The organism is Streptomyces sp. LZ34, assembly GCF_053890475.1.
Map to the genome: position 1 here is coordinate 8431833 of NZ_CM132680.1, position 26341 is coordinate 8458173.

Genomic DNA, 26341 nt, shown 5'->3' on the forward strand with positions numbered 1-26341 from the left:
GTACATTCACGTCATGGCGGACACGGTGCGTGAGATCGAGCGTAAGTACGAGGCTCCCGACGACGGCCGGCTCCCGGACCTGGCCGGGGTCGCCGGCGTCGCGGAGGTCGTGGACAAGGGCGTGGCCATTCTGGACGCCACGTATTACGACACCGCCGACCAGCGGCTCGCCGCGGACGGCATCACGCTGCGGCGCCGCACGGGCGGCAGCGACGCGGGATGGCACCTCAAGCTGCCGGCCGGACCGGACGCCCGGGACGAGATCCGCGCCCCGCTGTCGGCCACGCTGCCCGCCGAGCTCGCGGCCCTCGTACGCTCCCGCGTCCGCGGCCAGGCACTCGTCCCCCTGGTGCGCCTGGTGTCCGAACGGAACGTCAGGCACCTCGTGGACGCCGCCGGTGTCCTGCTCGCCGAGCTGTCCGCCGACCAGGTCACGGCGCGCCGCCTGACCCCGGAGCCGGGCGAGCCGGTGGGGTGGACGGAGGTCGAGCTGGAGCTCGCCCAGGGCGGCGACCCGGCGCTCCTCGACGCGCTCGAGTCGTCTCTGACGGGGGCGGGGCTGCGCCGGTCGACCGCCGCGTCCAAGCTGGCCAGGGCGCTGGCCGAGACCGGCGTGGCGCGGGACGCGAAGAGCGCCGAGCCGGCCAAGACGGCCAGGACGGACAAGAAGGCGAAGGCGGACCGGGAAACCAAGATGGGTAAGAAGGCAGGTAAGAAGGCAGGTAAGGCCGCGAAGGCCGCCGAGCCCACGGCGGGCGGCATAGTCCTCGACTACGTCCGTAGCCAGCTCGCCGCCATCGTCTCGCTCGACCCCGCCGTACGCCTGGAGGTGCCTGACTCCGTGCACCGCGCGCGCGTCGCGACCCGCCGACTGCGCAGCGCCTTCCGCTCCTGCCGCAAGGTTCTGGACCGGGCCGTCACCGAGCCCATTGGCGACGAGCTGAAGTGGCTGGCCGGTGAGTTCGGCATCGACCGCGACCGGGAAGTGCTCACCGCCCGGCTCGAGGAGCGGCTCGGCGAGCTCCCGGACGAGCTGCGCGCCGGCCCCGTGGCCGAGCGGCTGAGCACCTGGTCGCAGGCGAGCCGCCGCGGCTCGCGCGAGCGCCTGATCGGCGTGCTCGACGGCGAGCGCTATCTCGCCCTGCTCGCCTCCCTCGACGCGCTGTCGGCCGACCCGCCGCTGCGGCCCGCCGCCGCCCGGCCGGCCGGGGATGTGATCCTCGCGGCCGTGCTGCGCGACTACGAACGGCTCGCCGCCCTCGTCGCCACCGCCCTCGCCACTCCCTCCGGGCACGACCGGGACGTCGCCATGCACGAGGCGCGCAAGAAGGCCAAGCGCGCCCGCTACGCCGCCGAGGCCGCCCGCCCCGCGCTCGGCAAGCCCGCGAAGGCGTTCGCGGGCCTCATGACCGAGCTCCAGGATCTGCTCGGCGACCACCAGGACAGCTGCGTCGCGCGCGAGGCGCTGCGCGAGCTCGCCGAGCAGGCGCGCGCGGCCGGGGAGCGGGACTTCACCTTCGGCGTCATGTACGGGCGCGAGGAGGCGCTGGCCGCCCGGCGGGAGGCGGAGCTGCCCGCGCTGTGGGCCGAGGTCTCGCGCGAGGAGCACCGGGCGGCTCTGCGGCCGTGATGCGCGCGGACGGCGGGAGAACGGCAGGAGAGGGGCCGGCATGAGCGGCGTCAGAGGTGTCCTCCGGGCGGGTTAGGGTTGAGGGTCACCCTTGCCAGCTCACGAAGGTCTCCCGGATGTCTGTCGAGTCGGTCTTCCCGCAGCTCGAGGCTTTGCTCCCGCATGTGCAGAAGCCGATCCAGTACGTAGGCGGGGAGCTGAACTCCACCGTCAAAAGGTGGGACAGCTGCGACGTCCGCTGGGCGCTCATGTACCCGGACGCGTACGAGGTCGGTCTGCCCAACCAGGGCGTCATGATCCTTTACGAGGTGCTGAACGAGCGCGAGGGCGTGCTCGCGGAGCGCACGTACAGCGTCTGGCCGGACCTGGAAGCGCTGATGCGCGAGCACAAGGTGCCGCAGTTCACCGTCGACTCACACCGCCCGGTCGCGGCCTTCGACGTCTTCGGGCTCTCCTTCTCCACCGAGCTCGGCTACACCAACATGCTCACCGCGCTCGACCTGGCCGGGATCCCGCTCGACGCCAAGGACCGCACCGACGACCACCCCATCGTGGTCGCGGGTGGCCACGCCGCGTTCAACCCCGAGCCGATCGCGGACTTCATCGACTGCGCGGTGATCGGCGACGGCGAGCAGGCCGTCCTGGAGATGACCGAGATCATCAGGGCCTGGAAGGCCGAGGGCCGCCCCGGCGGCCGGGCCGAGCTGCTCTTCCGCCTCGCCCGCACCGGCGGGGTCTACGTGCCGGGGTTCTACGACGTGGAGTACCTGCCCGACGGCCGGATCGCCCGCGTCGTGCCGAACCGCTCCGGCGTGCCGTGGCGGGTGTCCAAGCACACCGTGATGGACCTGGACGAGTGGCCGTATCCGAAGCAGCCGCTGGTGCCGCTCGCCGAGACGGTCCATGAGCGGATGTCCGTCGAGATCTTCCGCGGCTGCACGCGCGGCTGCCGCTTCTGCCAGGCGGGCATGATCACCCGCCCGGTGCGCGAGCGGTCCATCACCGGCATCGGCGAGATGGTCGACAAGGGCCTCAAGGCCACCGGCTTCGAAGAGGTCGGCCTGCTGTCCCTGTCCTCCGCGGACCACACCGAGATCGGCGACATCGCCAAGGGCCTCGCCGACCGCTACGAGAAAGACAAGATCGGCCTGTCGCTCCCGTCGACCCGGGTGGACGCCTTCAACATCGACCTCGCCAACGAGCTCACCCGCAACGGCCGCCGCTCCGGCCTCACCTTCGCCCCCGAGGGCGGCAGCGAGCGCATCCGCAAGGTCATCAACAAGATGGTCTCGGAAGAGGACCTGATCAGGACCGTCTCCACCGCGTACGGCAACGGCTGGCGGCAGGTGAAGCTGTACTTCATGTGCGGCCTGCCGACCGAGACCGACGAGGACGTGCTGCAGATCGCCGACATGGCGACGAAGGTGATCGCCAAGGGCCGCGAGGTCTCCGGCCAGAACGACATCCGCTGCACCGTCTCGATCGGCGGCTTCGTCCCCAAGCCGCACACCCCCTTCCAGTGGGCGCCGCAGCTCAGCGCCGAGGAGACGGACGCGCGCCTGGAGAAGCTGCGCGACAGGATCCGCGGCGACAAGAAGTACGGCCGCTCCATCGGCTTCCGTTACCACGACGGCAAGCCGGGCATCGTCGAAGGCCTGCTCTCCCGCGGCGACCGCCGGGTGGGCGCGGTCATCCGCGCCGTCTACGAGGACGGCGGCCGCTTCGACGGCTGGCGCGAGCACTTCAGCTACGACCGCTGGATGGCGGGCGCCGAGCGGACGCTGCCCGGGTTCGGCGTGGACGTCGACTGGTACACCACCCGCGAGCGCGCCTACGAAGAGGTCCTGCCCTGGGACCACCTGGACTCCGGTCTCGACAAGGACTGGCTCTGGGAGGACTGGCAGGACGCGCTCGACGAGACCGAGGTCGACGACTGCCGCTGGACCCCGTGCTTCGACTGCGGTGTGTGCCCGCAGATGAGCACCGAGATCCAGGTCGGGCCGACTGGCAGGAAGCTGCTGCCGCTGTCGGTCGTCAAGTAACCCACGGCCCGACAAGTACGCTGGTAGATGCACGGGCCGCGGCACCCGCTCGGGTGAGTGGCCCGGCCACCGGCGTCAGACAGCCGTCAGACAGCCGTCATAGGCAAGGAGAAGGACCCCTGGGCAAGCGACAGCCCGAAGGCCCGCCGCCCGCACCCGCGGTGCAGCGCATCCGTTTGCGCTACACCAAGCGCGGCCGCCTCCGGTTCACCAGCCACCGCGACTTCCAGCGCGCCTTCGAGCGGGCGCTGCGCCGCGCCGAGGTACCCATGGCGTACTCGGCGGGGTTCACCCCGCATCCCAAGGTGTCGTACGCCAATGCCGCACCCACCGGCACGGGCAGTGAGGCCGAGTACCTGGAGATCCAGCTCACCGAGGAGCGCGACCCCGAAAGCCTGCGTGAGCTCCTCGACGAGTCGCTGCCCGCCGGGCTCGACGTCATCGACGCCGTCGAGGCCCGTACGCCGAATCTGGCCGAGCGGCTACAGGCCTCCGTCTGGGAGATCCGGCTCGATGGAGTCGTCCCGGAGGAGGCCGAGCGCGCCGTCGCCGCCTTCCTCGCGGCCGAAACGGTCGAGGTCGAGCGCCGGACGAAAAATGGGTTGCGATCCTTCGACGCGCGTGGCGCGGTGGCCCGGCTGGAGGCCCTCACGGCCCCGGTCGATAGGCCGGGGGACCCAGCCTGTGCGATACTGCGGCTGGTGGTACGGCATCTGACACCTGCTGTACGACCCGACGACGTCCTGTCCGGTCTCCGCGCTACGGCCGACCTGGCGCCGCCGGTCCCCGCAGCGGTGACCAGGCTGGCGCAGGGGCTGCTCGATGAGGAGCCCGGCACGGTGACCGACCCGCTCGCGCCCGATCGCGAGGCAGTCTTGGCCGCCCCACCCACGGCCGCCGGGCTGACCGCCGCGATGGCGCCGGAAGGTTCCGCGTAGGACCGCCGTCGACGCGCCGCCGATGGACCAGGGAGCCACCCGGGTCCGGCAGGCGCACTGACCAGGAGACTTTCGCCGGTCCCGGCATTTCCGGTCCGGCGAGTGAGACGACAGCTCCCGTGCGGCGCCCGCGCCGCGGGCGGCGGCAATCGCGCACAGCGCGGATTGCGGCCGGACGCAGACGCGGCGCCCGGGAGCGTGACGGGAGAAACGCCCGCATGCTCGAACCTATTGATCCGATCGAACCTATCCAGCCTCTGGGACAGCCCGCTCAGCGTGCCGTCGCGCCCAGGGACACCATCGAGAACAGCTCGCCCAGCGACACCCTGCCGCCGCGCCGCCGCCGCGCGGCCTCCCGCCCGGCCGGTCCGCCCGGGGCAGCGCTGAGCGACGAGGCGGCCCAGGCCGCCACTCCGGCCATACCGGCCGCCCAGCCCACCGGCCTCGGGATCCCGGCCGAGACCCCGGTCGCACCGTTGGCCCCCGCCGCGTCGGCTGAGGAGCCGGTGCCCGCGCCGCGTACGCGTCGTCGTGCGACGCGCAAGGCGACGGCACCGGCGGGCACGCCGGAGACCGCCGAGACGGTGGTCGCCGCGGCGGAGTCCGCTGCCGCCGCCGAGGACATCGCCGCGGAGGCCCAGCCGGCCGCGGCCGCTGCCGCCGCGTCGGCTGAGGAGCCGGTGCCCGCGCCGCGTACGCGTCGTCGTGCGACGCGCAAGGCGACCGCTCCGGCGGGCGCGCCGGAGGCGGCTGTGGAACCGGCTGCCCAGACGGCCGAGGACGGCATCGCGGAGCCCGTGGCCGCCGAGGTCGCGGAGGAGGCCGCCGCGCCGGCGCGCAAGCGCCGTCGTGCGACCCGCCAGGTGTCCCCTCCGGCGGAGGCCGCTGAGACCGTTGTCGCCGCTGCTGAGTCCGGCGAGGCGGCTGACGAGGCCGTCGCGGAGGACGAGGCCGCTGAGGCCGTCGAGGAGACGGTCGAGGCCGCCACGCCGGCGCGCAAGCGCCGCCGTGCGACCCGCCAGGCGTCCGCTCCGACGAGTTCGCCGGAGGCGGCCGAGACGGTGGTCGCCGCCGCTGAGTCCGACGAGGCGGCTGACGAGACCGACACGGAGGCTGAGGCCGCCGCGCCGGCGCGTAGTCGTCGTGTGACGCGTAAGGCGACGGCCCCCGCGGGCCCGCCGCAGTCCGTCGGCGAGGAGACGGCGGAGGCCGCTGTTCCCGCCGAGGAGCCCACCCCGGCGGCTGCCGATGTCGTCGCGGAGAACGAGACCGCTGAGGCCGCGGACGCCGAGGAAGCGGCCGAGGCCGCCGGGCCCGGCCGCAGGCGCCGTCGCGCGACGCGCAAGGCGACCGCCCCGGAAGTCCCTCTGCGCTCCGCGGACGAGGAGACGCCGGAGGCCGCGACGGAGGACCAGACCGTGAGCGAGACCGCCGAGACCTCGGAGGAGGCCGCGCAGCCCGCCCGCCGTACGCGCCGCCGGGCGACCCGGAAGGCGACCGCCCCGGCGGGCTCGCCGGAGGCCGAGGGCGAGGAGGCGTCGGCTTCGGCCGCCGCCACGGTCGCGGAGGACGCCTCCACAGCGACCGAAGCGACCGACGAGGACACGGCCGCGGAGCAGCCCGCTGAGGCCGCGCCGCGTACCCGTACCCGCCGCCGGGCCACCCGTGCGGCTGCCGCTGCCGCCGACGAGCAGGCCGAGACCGCGCCGCGGGCCGAAGCCCCGCAGACCGCCGACGAGGCCGAGCCGGAGGCTCCGGTCAGGGGGCGGCGCAGGGCCGTACGGCCGCCGACCGCCGTGTTCCAGGCGCCGGTGTTCACCGAGCCGGTGTTCCAGACGCCGGAGAGCGCGGCCCTGGCCGCCGCCGCGGCCGCCGAGGAGGCGGATGAGGCGGACGAGACGGACGAGACGGAAGACACGGCGACGTTCGCTGTTGCCGAGCCGTCGGCGCCCACCGGTGGGGCGCGTCGCCGTCGCCGTCGCCGCGGCGAGCCATTCGACGACCAAGCCGCCCAGGCCGACCAGGCCGCCCAGGCCGAGGCCGAGGAGACGGCCGAGACCGCTGAGGAGGCCGAGCTCGCGGAGGGCGAGCACGGCGACGAGGAGTCGGGCGAGCGCCCGGCCCGCCGCCGTCGCCGTGGCGGGCGCCGCCGTCGCCGGGGCGAGGCCGCGGATGCCGAGAGCGCCGAGGGCGAGGCCGGCGAGCGCTACGAGGACGAGGGCGCGGACGAGCAGGCCGCCGACGAGGCCGGGGCTGAGGAGGCCGACGAGACCGACGGCGCGGCCGGATCGAGCAGCAGCCGTCGCCGTCGGCGCCGCCGTCGGCGCAGCGGGGACGCCGCCGAGGCCGAGTCGGGCGACGACCCGGAGCGCACGGTCGTCAAGATCCGCGAGCCGCGGGAGCGGCGCGGGGGTAAGGAAGCAGCCGAGTCCGGCGCCGACGAGGTGCAGTCGATCAAGGGGTCGACGCGGCTCGAAGCGAAGAAGCAGCGCCGCCGCGAGGGCCGCGAGCAGGGCCGCCGCCGGGTGCCGATCATCACGGAGGCCGAGTTCCTCGCCCGCCGTGAGGCGGTCGAGCGGGTGATGGTCGTCCGGCAGAACGGCGAGCGCACCCAGATCGGTGTGCTGGAGGACAACGTCCTTGTCGAGCACTTCGTCAACAAGGAACAGTCCAACAGCTACGTCGGCAACGTCTACTTGGGCAAGGTGCAGAACGTCCTGCCGTCGATGGAGGCCGCCTTCGTCGACATCGGCAAGGGCCGCAACGCCGTCCTCTACGCGGGCGAGGTCAACTTCGAGGCGCTGGGTCTGGCCAACGGCCCGCGCCGCATCGAGACCGCCCTCAAGTCCGGGCAGTCCGTCCTGGTCCAGGTCACCAAGGACCCGATCGGACACAAGGGCGCCCGGCTGACCAGCCAGGTCTCGCTCCCCGGTCGCTACCTGGTGTATGTGCCCGAGGGCTCGATGACCGGCATCAGCCGCAAGCTGCCGGACACCGAGCGCTCGCGCCTGAAGCAGATCCTCAAGAAGATCGTCCCCGAGGACGCGGGCGTCATCGTCCGTACCGCGGCCGAGGGCGCGAGCGAGGAGGAGCTGTCCCGCGACGTCACGCGGCTTCAGGCGCAGTGGGAGGAGATCCAGAAGAAGGCGAAGACCGGCAGCGCCCCCACGCTGCTGTACGGCGAGCCGGACATGACCGTCCGTGTCGTCCGCGACATCTTCAACGAGGACTTCTCCAAGGTCATCGTGAGCGGCGACGGCGCCTGGGAGACGATCCACGGATACGTCTCGCATGTCGCGCCGGACCTCGCGGACCGGCTGCAGAAGTGGTCGTCGGACGTCGACGTGTTCGCCACGTACCGGATCGACGAGCAGCTGATGAAGGCGCTGGACCGCAAGGTGTGGCTGCCCAGCGGCGGCTCCCTGGTGATCGACCGGACCGAGGCGATGGTCGTGGTCGACGTCAACACCGGCAAGTTCACCGGCCAGGGCGGCAACCTGGAGGAGACGGTCACCAGGAACAACCTGGAGGCGGCCGAGGAGATCGTGCGCCAGCTGCGGCTGCGCGACCTCGGCGGCATCATCGTGATCGACTTCATCGACATGGTGCTGGAGTCCAACCGGGACCTGGTGCTGCGGCGCCTCCTGGAGTGCCTGGGCCGGGACCGTACGAAGCACCAGGTGGCGGAGGTCACCTCGCTGGGCCTGGTCCAGATGACCCGTAAGCGGGTCGGCCAGGGCCTGCTGGAGTCCTTCTCCGAGCCCTGCGTGCACTGCAACGGCCGTGGTCTGATCGTCCACATGGACCAGCCGGCGGCGGTCGGCGGCGGTGGCGGCAAGCGCAAGAAGAAGAAGGCCGCGGCGGTCGCGGGCCAGCTGCCCGAGCCCGAGCAGGTGCCGGAGACCGCCGAGGTCGAGGCGGAGCCGGAGACGGTGGCCGAGGCCGCTCACGAGGCCATGGAGCACAAGACCATGCCGGAGCCGGTGACCTTCGCCGCCGACGAGGAGCTGTACAGCAGCGCCGCGGAGGCTGAGGCGGCCGCCACGCGTGGCCGTACGCGCCGCCGGGCGACCCGGAAGGCGACCGCCCCCGCGGGCGCCCCGAAGGCCGCGGAGCGGCCGGAGGCGGCCGTGGTCGTCCTGCCGGCCGAGGAGCCGAAGGAGGCCCCGGCGGAGGAGCCGAAGGCCGAGGCGGCGGCGGAGCCGGTCGCGGCGCCGGAGCCGGTGCCCGCGCCTCGTACGCGCCGACGGGTGACCCGTAAGGTGACCGCTCCCGCGGGCCCGCCGTCGGGCTCCGAGGATGCGGCCGTGGTGGTCGTCAGCGCGTCCGCCCAGGACTCGGCGCCGGAGTCGGCACCGGAGCCGGTGGCCGTGGGCGAGCCCGAGGCCCCTGAGACGGCCTCCGAGGCGGCTTCCGAGGCCGCGGTGGAGCCGGAGGACGCGGCCGCCCCGGCGCCGGCGAAGAAGACGGCCCGCAAGGCCGCCAAGAAGGCGCCGGCGAAGAAGGCGGCGGCCAAGAAGACGGCGGCGAAGAAGACGACCGCCAAGAAGACCGCCGCGAAGAAGACGACGGCCAAGAAGTCGGCGGCCAAGAAGACCGCGGCGGCGGAGCAGCAGACGCCGTCCTCGGTCTCGGCCTCCACCGACGACTGAGCACGCCGGACCGGGGCCGGGGCGCCCGGGGCATCCACTGACAACGCTGTGGAGCCCCGGGCGCCCCGCCCCGGTTTGACCCCCTGGTCCCGGCCCCGTAACCTTGACCGTCGGCGTTTGTACGCCAACCCCCTGAGTAGAAACCCCCTGAGCAAATCCCTCCCGCTCTGTCGGGAGAGGCCGCTCGCCGATGCCGTATCACTCTCATGAGGCGATACGAGTCGATCGGTGAACCACGGACCGTACGGGTCGGTGGGGAGCGGCTGGCATCAGAGGTCCCGATTACTAGCGAGAGAGTGAGAACCGCGTGTACGCAATCGTGCGCACCGGCGGCCGCCAGCAGAAGGTGGCCGTGGGCGACGTCATCGAGGTCGACCGTTTGTCCAGCAGTAAGGTCGGCGACACCGTCGAGCTCTCGACTCTGCTCGTTGTCGACGGCGACGCCGTGACCAGCGACCCGTGGGTCCTGGCCGGGGTCAAGGTGCAGGCCGAGGTCGTGGACCACCACAAGGGCGTCAAGATCGACATCCTGAAGTACAAGAACAAGACCGGCTACCGCAAGCGGATCGGCCACCGTCAGCTGCACACCGCGCTGAAGATCACCAGCATCGACGCGGCTGCGAAGTAAGGGACTGAGGAGAGATGGCACACAAGAAGGGCGCATCGTCCACCCGGAACGGTCGCGACTCCAACGCCCAGCGGCTCGGCGTCAAGCGCTTCGGCGGCCAGGTCGTCAACGCGGGTGAGATCCTGGTCCGCCAGCGCGGCACGCACTTCCACCCGGGCACGGGCGTCGGCCGTGGCGGCGACGACACGCTGTTCGCGCTGGCCGCCGGTGCGGTGCAGTTCGGCACCGCGCGTGGCCGCAAGGTCGTGAACATCGTTCCGGTCGCTGAGTAATCAGCCCGGGGCGACACCACACACCTTTCCGAGGGCGGACCGCTCTTTCCCGTGACGGGGAAGCGGGTCCGCCCTCGGCGCGTTACGTCTAAGACATTCCGTACGTAAGACGTTCGGTACGTAGCTAATTTGGAGGCACAGCGTCATGACCACCTTCGTGGACCGCGTCGAGCTGCACGTCGCCGCGGGTAACGGAGGCCACGGCTGCGCCTCCGTACACCGGGAGAAGTTCAAGCCGCTCGGCGGCCCGGACGGCGGCAACGGCGGCCGTGGCGGCGATGTGATCCTGGTCGTCGACCAGTCGGTCACCACGTTGCTCGACTACCACCACAGCCCGCACCGCAAGGCCACCAACGGCAAGCCCGGCGAGGGCGGCAACCGCTCCGGCAAGGACGGCACGGACCTGGTCCTGCCCGTCCCGGACGGCACCGTCGTCCTCGACACGGGGGGCAACGTCCTGGCCGACCTGGTCGGCCAGGGCACCACCTACGTCGCCGCCCAGGGCGGGCGCGGCGGCCTGGGCAACGCCGCCCTGGCCTCGGCCCGCCGCAAGGCCCCCGGCTTCGCGCTGCTGGGCGAGCCGGGCCACGCCGGGGACGTCGTCCTGGAGCTCAAGACGGTCGCGGACGTGGCCCTGGTCGGCTTCCCGAGCGCCGGCAAGTCCTCGCTGATCTCGGTGCTCTCGGCCGCCAAGCCGAAGATCGCCGACTATCCGTTCACCACCCTGGTGCCCAACCTCGGCGTGGTGACGGCGGGCTCGACCGTCTACACGATCGCCGATGTGCCGGGCCTGATCCCGGGCGCCAGCCAGGGCAAGGGCCTGGGCCTGGAGTTCCTGCGCCATGTCGAGCGCTGCTCGGTGCTCGTCCACGTCCTGGACACGGCGGCGCTGGAGTCCGAGCGCGACCCGCTGAGCGACCTCGACGTCATCGAGGCGGAGTTGAGGGAGTACGGCGGCCTCGAGAACCGGCCGCGGCTGGTTGCCCTGAACAAGGTCGACGTCCCCGACGGCCAGGACCTCGCCGACATCATCCGGCCGGACCTGGAGGCCCGTGGCTACCAGGTCTTCGAGGTGTCGGCGGTCTCCCGGCACGGCCTCAAGGAGCTCTCGTTCGCCCTGGCGAAGATCGTCGGGGACGCGCGGGAGGCCAGGCCCACGGAGGAGGCGACCCGTATCGTCATCCGCCCGAAGGCCGTGGACGACGCGGGCTTCAGGGTCGTCGCCGAGGACGGCTTCTACCGGGTCGTGGGCGAGAAGCCCGAGCGCTGGGTCCACCAGACCGACTTCAACAACGACGAGGCCGTCGGCTACCTCGCCGACCGGCTGGCCCGGCTGGGCGTCGAGGAACAGCTGGTGAAGGCCGGGGCGCGGGCGGGCGACGAGGTCGTCATCGGCGCCACGGACGATGCCGTCGTCTTCGACTGGGAGCCGACCATCACGGCCGGTGCGGAGATGCTCGGCCGCCGTGGCGAGGACCACCGCTTCGAGGCCCCCCGCCCGGCCGCCCAGCGCCGCCGCGAGCGCGACGCGGAGCGGGACGAGGCCGACCACGAGTACGGCGCGTTCAAGCCCTTCTAGCGGCGCGTGAGGGCCTTCGGCGGGGGCCCGGCCCTCCGGCGCCGAGGCCCCCTTCCCGCGCCGCCTGTGGCCGGTAAGGCGGGCCCGTACGGCGCGGGGCGCGGTTACGGTTGCCCGCGTACGGCGAAGGGCTCGCACAGCGGCTTGTACGGCGAAGGGCCCCGGGAGAACCAGACGTTCTCCCGGGGCCCTTCACTGTGCCACTTGACTGTGCCGCGCTGCCCGGACGAGTCCGGGGAGTGTGGTCCGGTCAGACCGCCGCCGTCTCCTCCGCCTCGGGCGAGCCCGGCTCCAGCTCCGCTTCCTCCGCGGCGTCCCTGGCCTCGCGCTGCGCGGGGATCTCGTCCGCCAGGCGGGTGGCCATCCGGGCCCGGCGGGCGTCGGCCTTGGCGCACAGGGCCTGCGCGGCCTCGTTGAAGCGCACCAGCGACGGCGGGTCGGACGGGCCCAGCAGGTGCACCTTCAGCTCTGCGCGGGCGGCCACGTCGGTGTCCTTCTCCGGGTCGCGGACCGCTTCGAGCAGCGCGGGCACGCCCTTCGCGTCCGGGGTGAGGACGGTCGCGGCGCGCACCGTCGGGAAGCCCGACTTGAACTCGGCCTCGGACAGCCCGCTGGTGTTCGCCACCGCGTACGGCTTCTCGCTCGTCAGGTAGTCGGAGACCACGCTCGAGACGTCGCTGATCAGCAGGTCCGACTGGTTGAAGCAGGTGAAGATGGCCGGCCGGGGGCCGGTGATGATCTGGTGCTCCCACACCGGCATCGACGCCCAGTAGGCGTTCTCCCAGGCCGCGGTGGCCGCCGCGACGACCGCGGCGCGGTCCTTGTCCGGGGCGCCCTGGAGCTTCATGCGCTCGATCTCGTCCGCGTTGGGGCGGAAGGAGGTGCTGGTGAGGCGGTTGAGCTCGTCGGTACGGCGGGTCAGCTCGGCGGCGGCCTCCGAGCCGGGCCGGGCGCCGCTCCGCTTGGTGTTCGCCTCGGTGATCATCGCCATGATGCGCTCGTTGGAGCGGCCCGCGCGCGGGTCGACCGAGCCGGTCATCGGGTGCGGCTTGTACAGGAGGCGCACCTTGGGGTCGGCGAGCAGCTCGCGGACGATGTTCTCGCCCGCCAGGATGACCGAGGTGTTGCCCGGGTTGCCGTCCCAGCCCTCCCAGGTGGGCGCGTACAGCACGGTGGTGAAGTGCTCGCCGCCGGTGCCGCCGAGCGCGCCGTTGGCCGCGGCCGCGTAGGGGCGGATCGGGGCCAGCTGCGGGCGGCCGACCTCGACCACGTCCTTGTCCTCGACGCCGATGTCGGCGAGCTGGTAGCGCTCACGCGCCGCCGGACCCGCGACCCACACCTCGTCGTATGCCTTGGCGTACGGGTTGCAGCTGGAGAGCTTGTCGCTCTCGCCGTGGTTGGTGAAGGCGTGCTTGATCGACGGGATGCGCAGGACCTGCGAGGTCTTGCCGGAGTTCGCCGGGTGCAGCAGCACCTTGAGCGTGGAGTGCTCCAGCCGCATGAGGTGCGCGACCTTCGGCAGGCACACGATCGGCACGTCCGTCGCGTCGATCTTCTGCACCATGAAGCGCTCGCGGAGCACGATGATCGGGTTGCCGTCGAGCGCGGCGAGCGTGGAGAGCCACATGTTCGCCTGGTACGCCGAGGTGGTGCCGCCGGAGAAGTACATCCCCACCGTCGGCTGGTACTCCGCCAGCCACTTGTCCAGCCACGCCAGCGCCTTGGCCTCGCCGGCCACGCGCTTGCGCGGCAGCAGCCAGGTGCCCAGGTGGGCGGTGCCGGCAACCGAGATCAGCAGGCCGACGGCCACGCCGATCGCGCCCCACAAGGCGTTCTCGGTGCCCGCGGTGACCAGCAGACCCACGGTGACCGGGATCGACAGGCGCATCAGCCGACGGCCGTGCTGGCGGGCGAACAGCCGCGGCGGGGCGTCGCTCAGCCGCAGCGCCGACGCGTCGATGTTGCGGGTGACGAACGGCAGCTGGCGGGTGCGGCGGACCAGTATGGCCACGGCCTGGCAGGCGAAGTGCGTCACATAGAACAGCAGCAGCCCCGCCGTGAGCGGCGCCTGCTCGTGCAGCGGGTCGATGCCGTCTATGCGCAGCAGTCCCACCACGATGAGCATGTCCCGGAACAGCTGCCGCACCGTGACGTCGAAGCGGACCTTGCCGAGCAGCGACAGCAGTCCGGGTTGCTGGTGCTGCAGATATAGATCGAGCGCGAGGCCACCCGCCGAGGCGGCGATCAGGAGGGGCACGTTCGGGAGTACGGCGCCGACGAGCTGTGTGGTGAAGAACACCAGCATCGCGAGCAGCGCAGCCAGCTGTACGGCCCGGCGGGGGGCGATTCCGGCAGAGGGCACGGGTTGAGCTCCTGGCAGGAGAACGAAGGAAGTGTATGGGGGGACCCCTGACCGTATGCCGCCGCCAGGCCCGGTGACAATCCGCGCCCGCGCCAACCGTCTCGAATCGGGGCCAAAGGAGCCGCCCGAGGTCGGGCGGGCGACCACCGGGCGACCTCGAGGCGACTGTCAGGCGACCGGCAGGCGGCCGGCGGACGGTCGGTGGGGGTTCATCAGGGTGGCTCGTCGGGTGGCTCGTCGGGCGGCTCGTCCAGGGGGTGAAATGCGCGGGCGCTCGGCGCCGTGGCTGACGTACATTGCGCGCTTGTCATGATGAGTGTGTAGGAAGCGCTCGCCAGGGCGCGTACGACCAGGGGACGAGCAGGGGAGCGGCGTGAGCGAGCAGGACGGGTCGGCGGCGGTACGGGACGAGGTGGCCGCGGCCCGCAGGATCGTGGTCAAGGTCGGCTCGTCCTCCCTCACCACCGCGGCGGGAGGCCTGGACGCCGACCGGGTCGACGCGCTGGTGGACGTCCTCGCCAAATTCGCGGATGGCCCAGGCGGGCCAGGCGGCCCCGGCGGCGCGGACGGCAAGGAGATAGTCCTGGTCTCCTCCGGTGCCATCGCCGCGGGCCTGGCGCCGCTGGGGCTGGAGCGGCGCCCGCGCGACCTCGCCCGCCAGCAGGCGGCCGCCAGCGTCGGCCAGGGCCTGCTGGTGGCCCGCTACACCGCCTCCTTCGCGCGCTACGGGCGCCGGGTCGGCCAGGTGCTGCTCACCACCGACGACACCAGCCGCCGCGCCCACTACCGCAACGCCACCCGCACCCTGGACCAGCTGCTGGCCATGGGGGCCGTGCCGGTCGTCAACGAGAACGACACGGTGGCCACGGACGAGATCCGGTTCGGTGACAACGACCGGCTCGCGGCCCTGGTCGCCCATCTCGTACGGGCCGACCTGCTGGTGCTGCTCTCCGACGTGGACGGCCTCTACGACGGGGACCCCCGGACCCCCGGCGCCTCCCGGATCGCCGAGGTCACCGGCCCCAAGGACCTGGACGGCGTCTCGATCGGCAGCGCGGGCCGCTCCGGGGTGGGCACCGGCGGCATGGTCACCAAGGTCGAGGCGGCCCGTATCGCGGCCGCGGCCGGTGTCCCGGTGGTGCTCACCTCCGCCAGCCGGGCCGGTGACGCCCTGCTGGGCCGCCCCACCGGCACGTTCTTCCACCGCACCGGCCGCCGCTCCGCCGACCGGCTGCTGTGGCTGGCCCACGCCTCCGCCCCGCGCGGGTCGCTCACCCTGGACGACGGGGCCGTGCGGGCCGTGGTCGAGCGCCGCACCTCGCTGCTGCCGGCCGGTATCGCCGCCGTGGAGGGCGAGTTCACCGCGGGGGACCCGGTCGAGCTGCGCGACACCGAAGGGCGGGCCGTCGCCCGCGGGCTGGTCAACTTCGACGCCAAGGAGATCCCCCGGCTGATCGGACGGTCGACGCGTGAGCTGGCCCGGGAGCTGGGCCCCGCGTACGAGCGCGAGGTCGTGCACCGGGACGACCTGGTCGTGTTGCACACGTGACGGACGTCACTGAGGGGACAGAAAATCCGACAAGTCCGTTCATTCATCGGAGAGCTTCCGGAAAATCGCCACGCGGCCTCCCGCGGGCTGGTCAACTTTGTTGCACGGGGCCGCACCGGCAGTGGGCCCGTACACCGAACCGCGGGTAACCGCAGCACAACACCGGCTCCGCCCGGCGCGTGAGCGGAGCAGCGAGCAACAGGAGGCCGCCGGTGAGACGAGGGCGCTCGGGGGCGCTGCCCAAAGGAGTGGCGGGGCGCACCCTGACCAGTGTCGGGACCGTGGGCGCCGGGGTGGGCGAGGCGCGGGACACGGTGGGCGCGGCGGGCGCGCCCGGCGAGGTCACCCGCATGTGGCACGTCACCCTCAGCCTTTCGGGCGCGGAGGCCCCGCTGCGGGACGTCCGGCAGGCGCTCGAGCGGCTGGCCCACGACCATCCGTTCCTGCTGACCAGCCGCTATGCCAACGATCACGCCGAGATCCGCTACTGGGAAGAGGCCCGGGACCTGCACGACGCCGCGGCGGTCGCCCTGCGGCTGTGGGGCGAGCACCGGTCCACGGCCAAACTGCCGCCCTGGGAGATCGTCGGCCTCGAGGTCATCGACCGCGAGACGTACCACCAGCGCGTGGCGGAGGGGTACGGCCCGCCGCCGGCCGCGCCGGTAGGGGTGCACCCGTACTGATGGGCTGATGGGCGCTGACAGGGCGCGGCCGTTTTCGCGCGCCCTCAGGGCGTGTCCTTGTGGCGTGATGGAGTGCCCTTATGGCGCGAACGTTCCCATCGTGAGAATTCCGTCTCGAAAAGCGGAACGGCGGAGGGCATACGGCCGGGCGCTCAGTAGGCTTCACTCCATGACCAGCGCACCCACCTCGCCCCTCACCGACCCCTGGCCGAAGTCCCCGGTCCTCCAGGCCGCCTACCGGGCCCGGGTCGCGGCCACTGAGCTCGCCCCGCTGCCGCGCGCGGCCAAGGACGACGCGCTGCTCGCGATGGCCGACGCCCTCGAGGTGCGGACCAGGGAGATCGTCGAGGCCAACGCGGCGGACGTGGAGCGGGCGCGCGAGGCGGGCACGAGCGAGGCGATCGTCGACCGGCTCACCCTCACCCCCGAGCGGGTGCGGGCCATCGCCTCGGATGTGCGGGACGTGGTGGCGCTGCCCGACCCGGTCGGCGAGGTGGTGCGCGGCTCGACCCTGCCCAACGGGATCGATCTGCGCCAGGTGCGGGTACCGCTCGGCGTCGTCGGAATCATCTACGAGGCCCGGCCCAACGTCACGGTGGACGCGGCCGCGCTGTGCCTGAAGTCGGGCAACGCCGTGCTGCTGCGCGGCTCGTCGTCCGCGTACCAGTCCAACGCCGCGCTGGTGAAGGTCCTGCGCGACGCGGTCGGCGGGGCCGGACTGCCCGCCGACGCCGTGCAGTTGGTGCCGGGCGAGAGCCGGGAGTCGGTGGCCGAGTTGATGCGCGCCCGCGGCCTGGTGGACGTGCTGATCCCGCGGGGTGGCGCGTCGCTGATCCGTACGGTCGTCGAGGAGTCGACGGTCCCGGTCATCGAGACCGGCACCGGCAACTGCCATGTGTACGTGGACGCGCAGGCCGACCTCGACATGGCGATCGAGATCCTGGTGAACTCCAAGGCGCAGCGGCCCAGTGTGTGCAACGCCGCCGAGACCCTGCTGGTCCACCAGGACATCGCGCCCGCGTTCCTGCCGCGCGCGCTGGACGCGCTGGCCGAGGCCGGGGTGACGGTGCACGCCGATGAGCGGGTGCTGGCCCTCGCGGAGCAGTTGGAAGGGTCCAAGGCCACGGTCGTTCCGGCGGTGGTGGAGGACTGGGAGACCGAGTACCTCTCGTACGACATCGCGGCGGCGGTCGTGGACTCCCTGGACGCCGCGGTGGCCCACATCCGGCTGTGGTCCTCCGGCCACACCGAGGCGATCGTCACCACCTCCCAGACGGCCGCCCGCCGCTTCACCCAACTGGTGGACTCGACGACGGTCGCGGTCAACGCCTCCACCCGGTTCACGGACGGCGGCCAGTTCGGCTTCGGCGCCGAGATCGGCATCTCCACGCAGAAGCTGCACGCCCGCGGCCCGATGGGCCTGCCCGAGTTGACCTCGACCAAGTACATCGTCACCGGCGACGGCCACACCCGCTGAGCGGGATTCCCGCTGCGGCGTCACCCGTGTGGGGTCCCCCATCCGGCGTCCCCCGATCGGGGGACGCCGCCGCCTCTCGGGGGTACGCCGGTCGGGTGGAACTTCCGCCGCCCCACTCCTGGCCCGCGTTCCCCCGAATACCATTTCACCCTGCCCAAATTGACCCGTCCGGTCTACTCTGAATGGGTGCCGGACGACGTGGGAGGCAAGCCGTTCCCGGACGGTGACGAGCCCGACGACCGCAGCCACGGGGAAGCGAACGACGAGTTCGCCGCCGTGGTCTTCGACGAGGACTTCGTACGGTCCGCCACGATCCACGAACCCACCGCCATCGAGCGGATGCTGGCCGCCGCCCAGGCCCGCGCCGACGCCGAGGCGTCCCGCCGCCGCATGGCCGGTGTATCCCCCGAGGACGAGCTGTACGAGGACGGTTACGGCCCCGACGGCGACGCCGAGTTCGGATATGACCCTGATGACGACTCTGACACCGACCCGGGCTATGGATTCGGCCACGGCCGGGACGCCGACGGACCCTATGGCCCGTACGGCCGGTACGGCAGCGCCGGGCGCCCCTACCGCGGCCATGCCCGCTGGCACCGCCCGGTGGCCTGGCTGCTGGCCGTCCTGATGGGGATCGGGGTGGTCGCGCTGGCCTTCACGGCCGTCTACCGCGGTGCCTCCGGCAACCGTCAGGACCCGACTCCGCCGCCCGCCACCAGCGGCGTCGATGCCACGCCCGCCGACCGCCCGGGCGCCGTGCCGTCGGCGTCGTCGGCAGCGTCGTCGGGGTTTGCCGACGCGGACCGGCCGGCCGCCACGGCGACGACAGTGCCGCGCTCGCCGTGACCGTCGCCGTGACCGAAGTTGTGGAGTATCACCGCGTTTACCGGCGCCCCTCGCGACCTACTCTTGAGGTATGACCGGGCGTGGAAACCCTCCTGAGGGGACCCCCGAGGGCGTCCCGGGAGGTGGTGACGACGAATATCGCTCCGTCGTTTTCGACGAGTCGTTCGTCCGCGCTGCCCGGCTCCAGGAATTCTCGGCCCAGGAGCGCATGGGCGAACATGCCAGAGCGGTGCGCAGCCGGCACGCCTGGGCGCGGGCGGGCGCCTCGCGCCAGGCCGTCATCCTGGTGCTGCTGATCGCCTTCGCCTTCGCCGCCGCCGTCTATATGGGCGTGCGCCACCCCTACCAGAACCCCCAGCCGCAGGCCGTCGAGCCGTTGCGCAGCAGCGTGGTGCCGCTCGCGCCGCGCGGCCAGGTGCCCGGCGGGGAGCCCGCGGCCCTGTTCGAGAACAGCCCGGCCGACGCGTTCGCCACCGGCGCCGCGGGCGTCACCCTGCCCGGAGTGCGGCGCACCCACAGCTTCTCCGAGAGCCAGGTGATGACCGCGCTCACCACCGCCAAGGAATACCTCGTCAAGTCGGCCATCGACCCGGCCGTGCTCACCGGCGGCGAGGCGCGGTCCGTACGGCTGCTGCTCGATCCGGACCAGCTCGACCAGTTCGACCGCAGCTTCGAACACCCGGCCGACGACGGGCGGTACGCGGCCACCGGCTGGCTGACCCGCTTCAACCCGGCCGAGGTGACGCTGGCCGCACCGGCCGTACGGGTCCACGGCACCCTCACGGCCACCGAGCGGAGCACCACGACGCTGGAGGTCACCGCCGACCACACCTTCGTCTACGCCGTGCGGCGGCCCCATGAGGGCGGCACCGACCACTCCTCGCTGTTCACCGTGCGGCGCGAGACGCGATTCCGCTTCGACCGCGACGATCTGCGCGACCACCACCTGGAGGTGGTGCAGAGCTCCGTGCTGGCGGGCCCGCAGGCGTGCGCCGCGAACACGGCCGGATATCTGCGGCCGCTGCTGGCCGGGCAGAGCGCCAAGGGCGACGCACCGCCCGGCACGGACCCGTACAGCTCCGGCCGTCCCACGGCCTCCCTGTGCGGCGTCCTGTCCCCCGGAGCCCTGCCGCACCTGCCGGGCTCCGCCTCCTGACGTTTTACGGAAGGTCCGGCTCGGGATCGGCCTTGGGCGGAGCGTCACCGCCCTGGCCGCCCTGACTGCCCTGGCCGTCCTGACCACCCTGGGGTGACTCCTTGGCAGACGGGGCGCCGCCGGCGAACTTCTCGCGCAGCTTGCTGCCGAGGTCCCCGGCCCCGCCCGCCACATCGCGCACAAAGGCCATCAGCGGGTCCTTGCTGCCGCGCACCGACTCCGCGTAGTGGTTCGCCGACTCCTTGAAGGAGTCGCTGACCGAGGTGTCCTTGTCCTCGTCGCGCCGCGGGTAGTGACCGTCCATGATCCGCTGGTAGTCGCGTCCGGCGGCCCACTTCTTCAGCTCGGCGGCGCGCACGGTGGTGAACGGGTGGCTGCGCGGCAGCATGTTCAGGATCTTCAGCACGGAGTCCCGCAGATCGCCGCCGGCCTCGTACTCCTCGGCCTGCTCCAGGAAGGCGTCCACGTTCATCTCGTGCAGGTGGTGGCCGCCCGCGAGCTTCATCAGCCCACGCATCGACGCTCGCAGGTCCTGCCCCACCAGCAGCCCGGCGCGGTCCGCCGACAGCTCCGACTTGCGGAACCACTCGCGCAGCGCCGTCACCACGGCCATCACCGCGACATTGCCGAGCGGGATCCAGGCGACCTTCATCGCCAGGTTGGTCAGGAACAGCAGGATCGTGCGGTAGACCGAGTGACCGGACAGCGCGTGGCCCACCTCGTGGCCGACGACCGCCCGCATCTCCTCCTCGTCGAGCAGCTCGACCAGGCCGGTGGTCACCACGATGATCGGCTCTTCCATGCCGATGCACATCGCGTTCGGCCGCGGGTCCTGTGTGACGTACATCGCGGGGATCTTGTCCAGGTCCAGGATGTAGCAGGCGTCCCGGAGCATGTCGTGGAGGTGCGCGAACTGCCGGTCGCTCACCCGCACCGAGTCGGACAGATACAGCAGCCGCAGGCTCCGCTCGGGCAGCAGCCCGCTCAGCGCCTTGAAGATCGTGTCGAAGCCGGTCAGCTTGCGCAGCGCGACCAGCGCGGACCGGTCCGCCGGGTGTTCGTACGCGCGCGAGGAGATGCCCGGGAACCGCCGCCGGTCACGCCCCGGCACCCGCTCCTGCCCGCCGCCCGCGCCGTGCTCGCCCCCAGGCGTGTTGCTGTCGCTCATCTGGCCCCCTCGCTGGACTGCTTGGTCGGTGCCGTCACCAGCCTAGGGCCTCGCCCCGTGCTCGCGGCGGACACGGCCCAGGCTGGTGACGGCCGTCGGCCGGGGGAGGGTTAGCGTGGAGGCATGCCCGACATGACTGGTCTCACCGAAGTGCTCGCCGTCACCACCAAGCACGGCGGAGGGCCGGGCGCGCTGCTGCGCGTCGTCCTCGTGGTGGGCGTCGTGGGCGCCGTGCTGCTGGCCTGGTTCCTGTTGCGCGGGTACAAGCAGGACTGAGATCCGGCTCGCATACGATGTGGCGGACGCACTTGCCCGCCTCGACCCGGATAGGTTCTGCCTGCGATGACCGCTTACAGCACCGCGCACGCCACCCTGACCACTCTCGCCTCCGAGAGCGAGCACGTCGACAAGCACGCCAGCATCAGCCCCTACATGACCGGCGGCGGGGCTCTGTTCATCCTCCTTCTGCTGCTGTGGGTCACCACGCGCTTCAACCGGGACCGCTGACCGAGGTCACAGTCCCCATGGGTCCCGGCGCGCAGCCGGGCCCAGTAGGGTCTGCTCGCATGGGAGAGCAGATGGGCCACGTCAAGCGGCGGCTCGGGGTGATGGGCGGGACGTTCGACCCGATCCACCACGGTCACCTGGTCGCCGCCAGTGAGGTCGCCTCGCAGTTCCACCTGGACGAAGTGGTGTTCGTACCGACCGGGCAGCCATGGCAGAAGAGCCACAAGAAGGTGTCCCCGGCCGAGGACCGCTATCTGATGACGGTGATCGCGACGGCCTCGAACCCGCAGTTCTCGGTCAGCCGCATCGACATCGACCGGGGCGGCGCCACGTACACCACGGACACGCTGCGCGATCTGCGCGCGTTGAACAGTGACGCGGACTTGTTCTTCATCACCGGTGCGGACGCGCTGGCCCAGATCCTCACCTGGCGGGACGCCGAGGAACTGTTCTCGCTCGCGCACTTCATCGGGGTGACCAGACCCGGGCACATACTGGCCGACCCGGGGTTGCCGGAGGGCGGGGTGTCGCTGGTCGAGGTGCCGGCGCTGGCGATCTCCTCCTCGGACTGCCGCGCGCGGGTCGCACACGGCGAGCCGGTCTGGTATCTGGTGCCGGACGGTGTGGTGCGCTACATCGACAAGCGCGAGCTGTACCGGCACGACTGCTGAAGGGGCACCGGTGAACGACCGACAGGACCCGTACGACCCGTACGCGCGGGATTCCTATCCCCAGGACCCGCAGATCTACGGCTACGACGCCTATGGCCGGCCGGTGTACCAGCCGCAGGACGAGCAGCAGGGCTACGACCCGTATGCGCAAGGGCAGCCGCAGCAGCAGCCGCCGCAGGAAGGTTACGGCTACGACCCGTACGCGCAGCAGCAGGCGCAGCAGTACGGGCAGGGGCAGCAGCCCCAGTACGACCCGTACGCCGGGCAGCAGCAGTACCCGCAGCAGCCGCAGCAGCCGCAGCAGGGCTACGACTACGCCCCGTACGACAGCCCGCAGGGCCCTGCGCCCGGCTCGGCCCACGGCACGCCGCAGGACGCCTCGTACGGCGCGGCGCCCTACGAGACGCCCTACGCCCCCGGCGGCCGCCCGACCGTCCCCCCGCAGCGCGACCCGGCGGCCCCTGGGGACGCGTACGAGGGGCCCGGCCCCGCCGAGCGCGAGGGGGCGCCCTCCCGGGCCGACGCCCGCACCGGCGGACAGCCCGGCAGCCAGGCGGACAGGCCGTCCGCCGGGCCGTCCGCCGGGCAGCCCGCGGATCAGTCCGACGGCGAGCCGTACCGCACCGAGCAGTTCTCCTTCGTCGAGGAGCCGGACGAGGACTCCGAAGACGTCATCGACTGGCTCAAGTTCGCCGAGACCCGCTCCGAGCGGCGCGACGAGCGCAAGCGCAAGGGCCGCAACCGCCTGGTGGCGCTCGTGGTGGTCATGGTCCTGGCCGCGGTGGGCGGGGTCGGCTACCTCTGGTACGCGGGCAAGCTGCCGGGCCTGTCCGGCGACGAGCAGGGCCCGGCCGCCGCCGGCGGACCCCAGAAGCGCGATGTGATCGTGGTCAACCTGCGCGAGACCAAGGGCGGGCGCACCTCCACCGCCCTGCTGGTCGACAACGAGACCACCAAGAAGGGCACCACCGTCCTGCTGCCCAACGCCCTCGCCCTGTCCACCGAGGACGGCGGCTCCACCACCCTCGGCAAGTCGGTGGTCGACGAGGGCTCCGACGCCACCCGTGACTCCCTGAACACGCTGCTGGGCTCGAAGATCCAGGGCACCTGGCGACTGGACACCCCGTATCTGGAGAACCTGGTCGAGCTGGTGGGCGGCATCACCGTTGACGCCGACGCCACCGTCCCGGGCGCCGCGAAGGGCGACGACCCGCTGGTCGAGCGGGGCAAACAGCGCGACCTGGGCGGCGAGGCCGCCGTCGGGTACGCCACCTACCGCGGGCAGGGCGAGGCGCAGACCAAGCAGCTCGCGCGGTTCGGACAGGTCATGCACGCGGCGCTGAAGAAGATCTCCAGCGACCCGTCCGGCGCCACCAGGACCGTGGAGTCGCTCGCCCAGATCCCGGACCCGTCGCTGAGCGAGAAGGAACTCGGCGCGTCGCTGGCCCGGCTGGCCGAGCAGGCCAAGGGCGGCTCGTACGGCACCACTATGCTGCCCGTCCAGCCGGACGGCACGCTCAGCGAGCAGTCCACCGACCAGGTGGTCAGGACCATCCTCGGCGGCGCCGTCAAGAATGCCGATCAGGACGCGGCACCGCGGGTCAGCGTGAAGAACGCGGGCTCGGTGCGGGGCGCGGCGAACGAGGCGCAGGTCGCCCTGGTCAACGGCGGCTTCACGGTCGTCGGCGCCACCGAGCAGGGCGGCACGCCGCAGGCGGCCTCGCAGGTGCTGTACGCGGACGCGAAGCAGGCCGCCCAGGCGAAGGAGGTCGCCAAGACGCTCGGACTGGGTGCCACCGCCGCGAAGAAGGGCAAGGTCGCCTCGAACGCGGACATCACGGTGCTCCTCGGCCCGGACTACCAGCCGAAGAGCTGACCGGGCGGCGAACGGCCGGACGGGGTGACGGTGGGGCGTGAGACGCTTGGGGTATCACGTCCCACCGACCGAAAGCCTCGCCTGTGACCGCCACGGACCGCTCCATCGAGCTCATCAACGCCGCCGCCCAGGCCGCCGCCGACAAGCTCGCGCACGACATCATCGCGTACGACGTCAGCGATGTGCTCTCGATCACCGACGCCTTCCTGCTGGCCTCGGCTCCCAACGACCGCCAGGTCAAGTCGATCGTCGACGAGATCGAGGAGCGGCTGACCAAGGAGTTGGGCGCCAAGCCGGTCCGCCGCGAGGGCGACCGCGAGGCCCGCTGGGTGCTGCTGGACTACGTGGACATCGTGGTGCACGTCCAGCACAGCGAGGAGCGCGTCTTCTACGCCCTGGAGCGGCTGTGGAAGGACTGCCCGCGGCTGGAGCTGCCCGCCGACGCCGAGGCCACCCGTGGCAAGGGGCAGGAGTACGCGCAGGCTCAGGCCGCCGACAGCGGGCTGGACGGTGAGCTGCGCTGAACGGCTCCCAGGGCGGCCGTGGCCGCCGCGTAGTCCTGTGGCGCCACGGCCAGACGGCCTGGAATCTCGAGCGCCGCTTCCAGGGGACCACGGACATCGAGCTGACGGAGACGGGGGTCGTGCAGGCGCGCCGCTCGGCCCGGCTGCTGGCCGCGCTGAAGCCGCACGCGATCCTCGCCTCCGACCTCAGCCGCGCCAAGGCGACGGCCGCCGAGCTGGCCACCGTCACGGGCCTGGAGGTCAACTACGACGCGGGGCTGCGGGAGAGCTACGCCGGGCAGTGGCAGGGGCTCACCCATGAAGAGATCACGGCCCGGTTCGGCGAGCAGTACGCGGCGTGGAAGCGCGGTGAGCCGGTGCGGCGCGGCGGCGGCGAGCTGGAGACCGAGGTGGCCGACCGGGCCGCGCCGGTCGTGTCGGAGGCCGCCGACAAGCTGCCGGACGGCGGCACGCTCGTCGTGGTCAGCCATGGCGGCACGATCCGCACCACCATCGGGCGGCTGCTCGGCCTCGAGCCGAATTCCTGGGAGGCGCTCGGCGGGCTGTCCAACTGCAGCTGGTCGGTGCTGGGCGAGGGCGCGCGCGGCTGGCGGCTCCTGGAGCACAACGCCGGGTCGCTGCCGGAGCCGGTGCTCGGCGACGACGACTGAGACGGCTGGATTTCCTTTTCCGGCAGGTCACCGGCTAAGCTTCATCCCGTTCGAAGCGCTTCGGCGCGACGGAGAGCGGGGCTATAGCTCAGTTGGTAGAGCGCCTGCATGGCATGCAGGAGGTCAGGAGTTCAATTCTCCTTAGCTCCACAGATACCCGATCACGGTGATCCCGCTTCCCTCACAGGGAGGCGGGATCGTTCGTTTCCGCCTCCGTGGCCGCCGCTTGCTCCGCCAGAATCTCGGAGACGTGCCGGGCGTGCCGGGGGCAGCCGATGAGCAGATCGTCGATCGCGCGCAGCCGGCCCAGCAACGCCCGGCTCTGTTCGTCGCTCGGGGTGTAGACCACGACGCGGCTCTCCGGAGCCCCCTGAACCACCAGGGAGGTCGAGAGCAGCCGCAGCTCGCCGACCGAGGCATGCCGCACGAGCTTGATCCGGGAGCCGGGCGGGGCGACATCCCCGCTGCGCCACATCCGGGCGAATTCCTCGCTGAGGCCCAGCAGCCGGTTGATGAAGTCCTCCCAGGCGGGCTCGCCCACATGGCGGCCGTATCCGCCGCGCAGCGTCGCCACCATGAGCGGCAGCTCATTGGCCCGGTTGATGAACATGGAGCAGCAGTTGGGGTGGGAGAACAGCTGCCACAGCGCGTTCCGCTCGGGGCGGGGGGCTATCGCGAGCGACGGGAAGAGGGTCGTGTACGCGGCGTTCAGCGCCAGCATGTCGTACCGCGCGTTGTAGACCACCGCCGGGAGCGGGTCCATCGCGTCGATGATGCCCTGCACCTCGGGGCTGACCGTCTGAGCCTCGTCCGCCGGGTCGGGGGCGTACGGCACCTCGGCGAGGTGGTAGAGGTGCTCGCGCTCGGCCTGGTCCAGGCGCAGGGTGCGGGCCACCGCGTCCAGCACCTGGGCGCTGGCGTTGATCGGGCGGCCCTGTTCCAGCCAGGTGTACCAGGTCACGCCGACCCCGGAGAGCTGGGCGACCTCCTCCCTGCGCAGCCCCGGCGTGCGGCGGCGCAGGCCCGGGGCCATGCCCACGTCGGCCGGCGTCACGCGGGCGCGCCGGGTGCGCAGGAAGGCGGCCAGCTCCGGCCGCCGGCGGTGGGTGCTCACTGCCATCGTCGTCCCCC

The 26341-nt window shown here is 72.3% G+C and carries 21 protein-coding genes and 1 tRNA gene; 19 read left to right on the plus strand and 3 right to left on the minus strand.

Annotated features, from left to right (window positions below):
- Nucleotides 1-13 precede the first annotated feature (13 nt).
- The 7 genes from ACWY4P_RS35515 to obgE all read left to right on the plus strand — a co-directional run bounded on the left by ACWY4P_RS35515 (nucleotide 14) and on the right by obgE (nucleotide 11741).
- A complete protein-coding gene (locus tag ACWY4P_RS35515; RefSeq protein WP_456204642.1) occupies nucleotides 14-1630 on the plus strand; it encodes a CYTH and CHAD domain-containing protein in 1617 nt (538 codons plus the stop codon).
- A gap of 116 nt (nucleotides 1631-1746) precedes the next feature.
- Complete coding sequence (locus ACWY4P_RS35520; RefSeq protein WP_456204643.1) at nucleotides 1747-3672, plus strand: TIGR03960 family B12-binding radical SAM protein; 1926 nt, start codon at nucleotides 1747-1749, stop codon at nucleotides 3670-3672.
- A gap of 161 nt (nucleotides 3673-3833) precedes the next feature.
- Nucleotides 3834-4610, plus strand: coding sequence for a TIGR03936 family radical SAM-associated protein (locus tag ACWY4P_RS35525; protein ID WP_456204644.1), 777 nt, complete (start codon nucleotides 3834-3836; stop codon nucleotides 4608-4610).
- A gap of 218 nt (nucleotides 4611-4828) precedes the next feature.
- Nucleotides 4829-9262, plus strand: coding sequence for an Rne/Rng family ribonuclease (locus ACWY4P_RS35530; RefSeq protein ID WP_456204645.1), 4434 nt, complete (start codon nucleotides 4829-4831; stop codon nucleotides 9260-9262).
- 307 nt (nucleotides 9263-9569) lie between these two features.
- Nucleotides 9570-9890 carry a 50S ribosomal protein L21 gene (gene rplU, locus ACWY4P_RS35535; protein WP_456204646.1) on the plus strand — a complete coding sequence of 107 codons (321 nt, stop codon included), beginning with the start codon at nucleotides 9570-9572 and terminating at the stop codon, nucleotides 9888-9890.
- Nucleotides 9891-9904: 14 nt separating this feature from the next.
- Complete coding sequence (gene rpmA, locus ACWY4P_RS35540; protein WP_014179696.1) at nucleotides 9905-10162, plus strand: 50S ribosomal protein L27; 258 nt, start codon at nucleotides 9905-9907, stop codon at nucleotides 10160-10162.
- Nucleotides 10163-10307: 145 nt separating this feature from the next.
- The gene (gene obgE / locus ACWY4P_RS35545) at nucleotides 10308-11741 is read left to right on the plus strand and encodes a GTPase ObgE (protein ID WP_456204647.1); all 1434 of its coding nucleotides are present in this window, start codon (nucleotides 10308-10310) and stop codon (nucleotides 11739-11741) included.
- A 250-nt stretch (nucleotides 11742-11991) separates the two neighbouring features.
- Here obgE and ACWY4P_RS35550 read toward each other — a convergent pair whose 3' ends face one another.
- Complete coding sequence (locus ACWY4P_RS35550; RefSeq protein WP_456204648.1) at nucleotides 11992-14103, minus strand: hypothetical protein; 2112 nt, start codon at nucleotides 14101-14103, stop codon at nucleotides 11992-11994.
- 373 nt (nucleotides 14104-14476) lie between these two features.
- Here ACWY4P_RS35550 and proB point away from each other — a divergent pair, with 373 nt between their 5' ends.
- The 5 genes from proB to ACWY4P_RS35575 all read left to right on the plus strand — a co-directional run bounded on the left by proB (nucleotide 14477) and on the right by ACWY4P_RS35575 (nucleotide 19814).
- Nucleotides 14477-15652 (plus strand): glutamate 5-kinase, encoded by a 1176-nt coding sequence (proB, locus tag ACWY4P_RS35555; RefSeq protein WP_456204649.1) that lies wholly within the window; start codon nucleotides 14477-14479, stop codon nucleotides 15650-15652.
- Nucleotides 15653-15864: 212 nt separating this feature from the next.
- Nucleotides 15865-16335 carry a hypothetical protein gene (locus ACWY4P_RS35560; protein ID WP_456204650.1) on the plus strand — a complete coding sequence of 157 codons (471 nt, stop codon included), beginning with the start codon at nucleotides 15865-15867 and terminating at the stop codon, nucleotides 16333-16335.
- 169 nt (nucleotides 16336-16504) lie between these two features.
- Nucleotides 16505-17812, plus strand: coding sequence for a glutamate-5-semialdehyde dehydrogenase (locus ACWY4P_RS35565; protein ID WP_456204651.1), 1308 nt, complete (start codon nucleotides 16505-16507; stop codon nucleotides 17810-17812).
- Between the two features lie 186 nt (nucleotides 17813-17998).
- Nucleotides 17999-18658, plus strand: coding sequence for an SCO2584 family spore wall biosynthesis protein (locus ACWY4P_RS35570; RefSeq protein WP_456204652.1), 660 nt, complete (start codon nucleotides 17999-18001; stop codon nucleotides 18656-18658).
- Nucleotides 18659-18728: 70 nt separating this feature from the next.
- Entirely contained in the window at nucleotides 18729-19814 is a 1086-nt protein-coding gene (locus ACWY4P_RS35575; protein ID WP_456204653.1) for an SCO2583 family membrane protein, read from the plus strand.
- A gap of 4 nt (nucleotides 19815-19818) precedes the next feature.
- On the opposite strand, the gene ACWY4P_RS35580 is transcribed toward ACWY4P_RS35575, so the two are convergent.
- The gene (locus ACWY4P_RS35580) at nucleotides 19819-20982 is read right to left on the minus strand and encodes a M48 family metallopeptidase (RefSeq protein WP_456204654.1); all 1164 of its coding nucleotides are present in this window, start codon (nucleotides 20980-20982) and stop codon (nucleotides 19819-19821) included.
- Nucleotides 20983-21105: 123 nt separating this feature from the next.
- Between ACWY4P_RS35580 and ACWY4P_RS35585 the strand changes: the two genes are divergently transcribed.
- The 7 genes from ACWY4P_RS35585 (at nucleotide 21106) to ACWY4P_RS35615 (ending at nucleotide 25360) form a co-directional block, all read left to right on the plus strand.
- Complete coding sequence (locus tag ACWY4P_RS35585; RefSeq protein WP_456213372.1) at nucleotides 21106-21258, plus strand: hypothetical protein; 153 nt, start codon at nucleotides 21106-21108, stop codon at nucleotides 21256-21258.
- Between the two features lie 66 nt (nucleotides 21259-21324).
- The gene (locus ACWY4P_RS35590; protein WP_456204655.1) at nucleotides 21325-21489 is read left to right on the plus strand and encodes a hypothetical protein; all 165 of its coding nucleotides are present in this window, start codon (nucleotides 21325-21327) and stop codon (nucleotides 21487-21489) included.
- A gap of 17 nt (nucleotides 21490-21506) precedes the next feature.
- The gene (gene nadD / locus ACWY4P_RS35595) at nucleotides 21507-22160 is read left to right on the plus strand and encodes a nicotinate-nucleotide adenylyltransferase (protein WP_456204656.1); all 654 of its coding nucleotides are present in this window, start codon (nucleotides 21507-21509) and stop codon (nucleotides 22158-22160) included.
- Between the two features lie 10 nt (nucleotides 22161-22170).
- The gene (locus ACWY4P_RS35600) at nucleotides 22171-24036 is read left to right on the plus strand and encodes a LytR C-terminal domain-containing protein (protein WP_456204657.1); all 1866 of its coding nucleotides are present in this window, start codon (nucleotides 22171-22173) and stop codon (nucleotides 24034-24036) included.
- A gap of 83 nt (nucleotides 24037-24119) precedes the next feature.
- Nucleotides 24120-24560, plus strand: a complete 441-nt coding sequence (gene rsfS, locus ACWY4P_RS35605) for a ribosome silencing factor (RefSeq protein WP_456204658.1) — start codon at nucleotides 24120-24122, stop codon at nucleotides 24558-24560.
- Nucleotides 24557-25210, plus strand: a complete 654-nt coding sequence (locus tag ACWY4P_RS35610) for a histidine phosphatase family protein (RefSeq protein ID WP_456213167.1) — start codon at nucleotides 24557-24559, stop codon at nucleotides 25208-25210. Before rsfS ends, ACWY4P_RS35610 begins: the two co-directional genes overlap by 4 nt.
- Before the next feature lie 77 nt (nucleotides 25211-25287).
- Nucleotides 25288-25360 (plus strand) — tRNA-Ala (locus tag ACWY4P_RS35615).
- Nucleotides 25361-25391: 31 nt separating this feature from the next.
- Here the strand turns inward: ACWY4P_RS35615 and ACWY4P_RS35620 are convergent.
- A complete protein-coding gene (locus ACWY4P_RS35620) occupies nucleotides 25392-26330 on the minus strand; it encodes a helix-turn-helix transcriptional regulator (RefSeq protein ID WP_456204659.1) in 939 nt (312 codons plus the stop codon).
- Nucleotides 26331-26341: the final 11 nt, after the last annotated feature.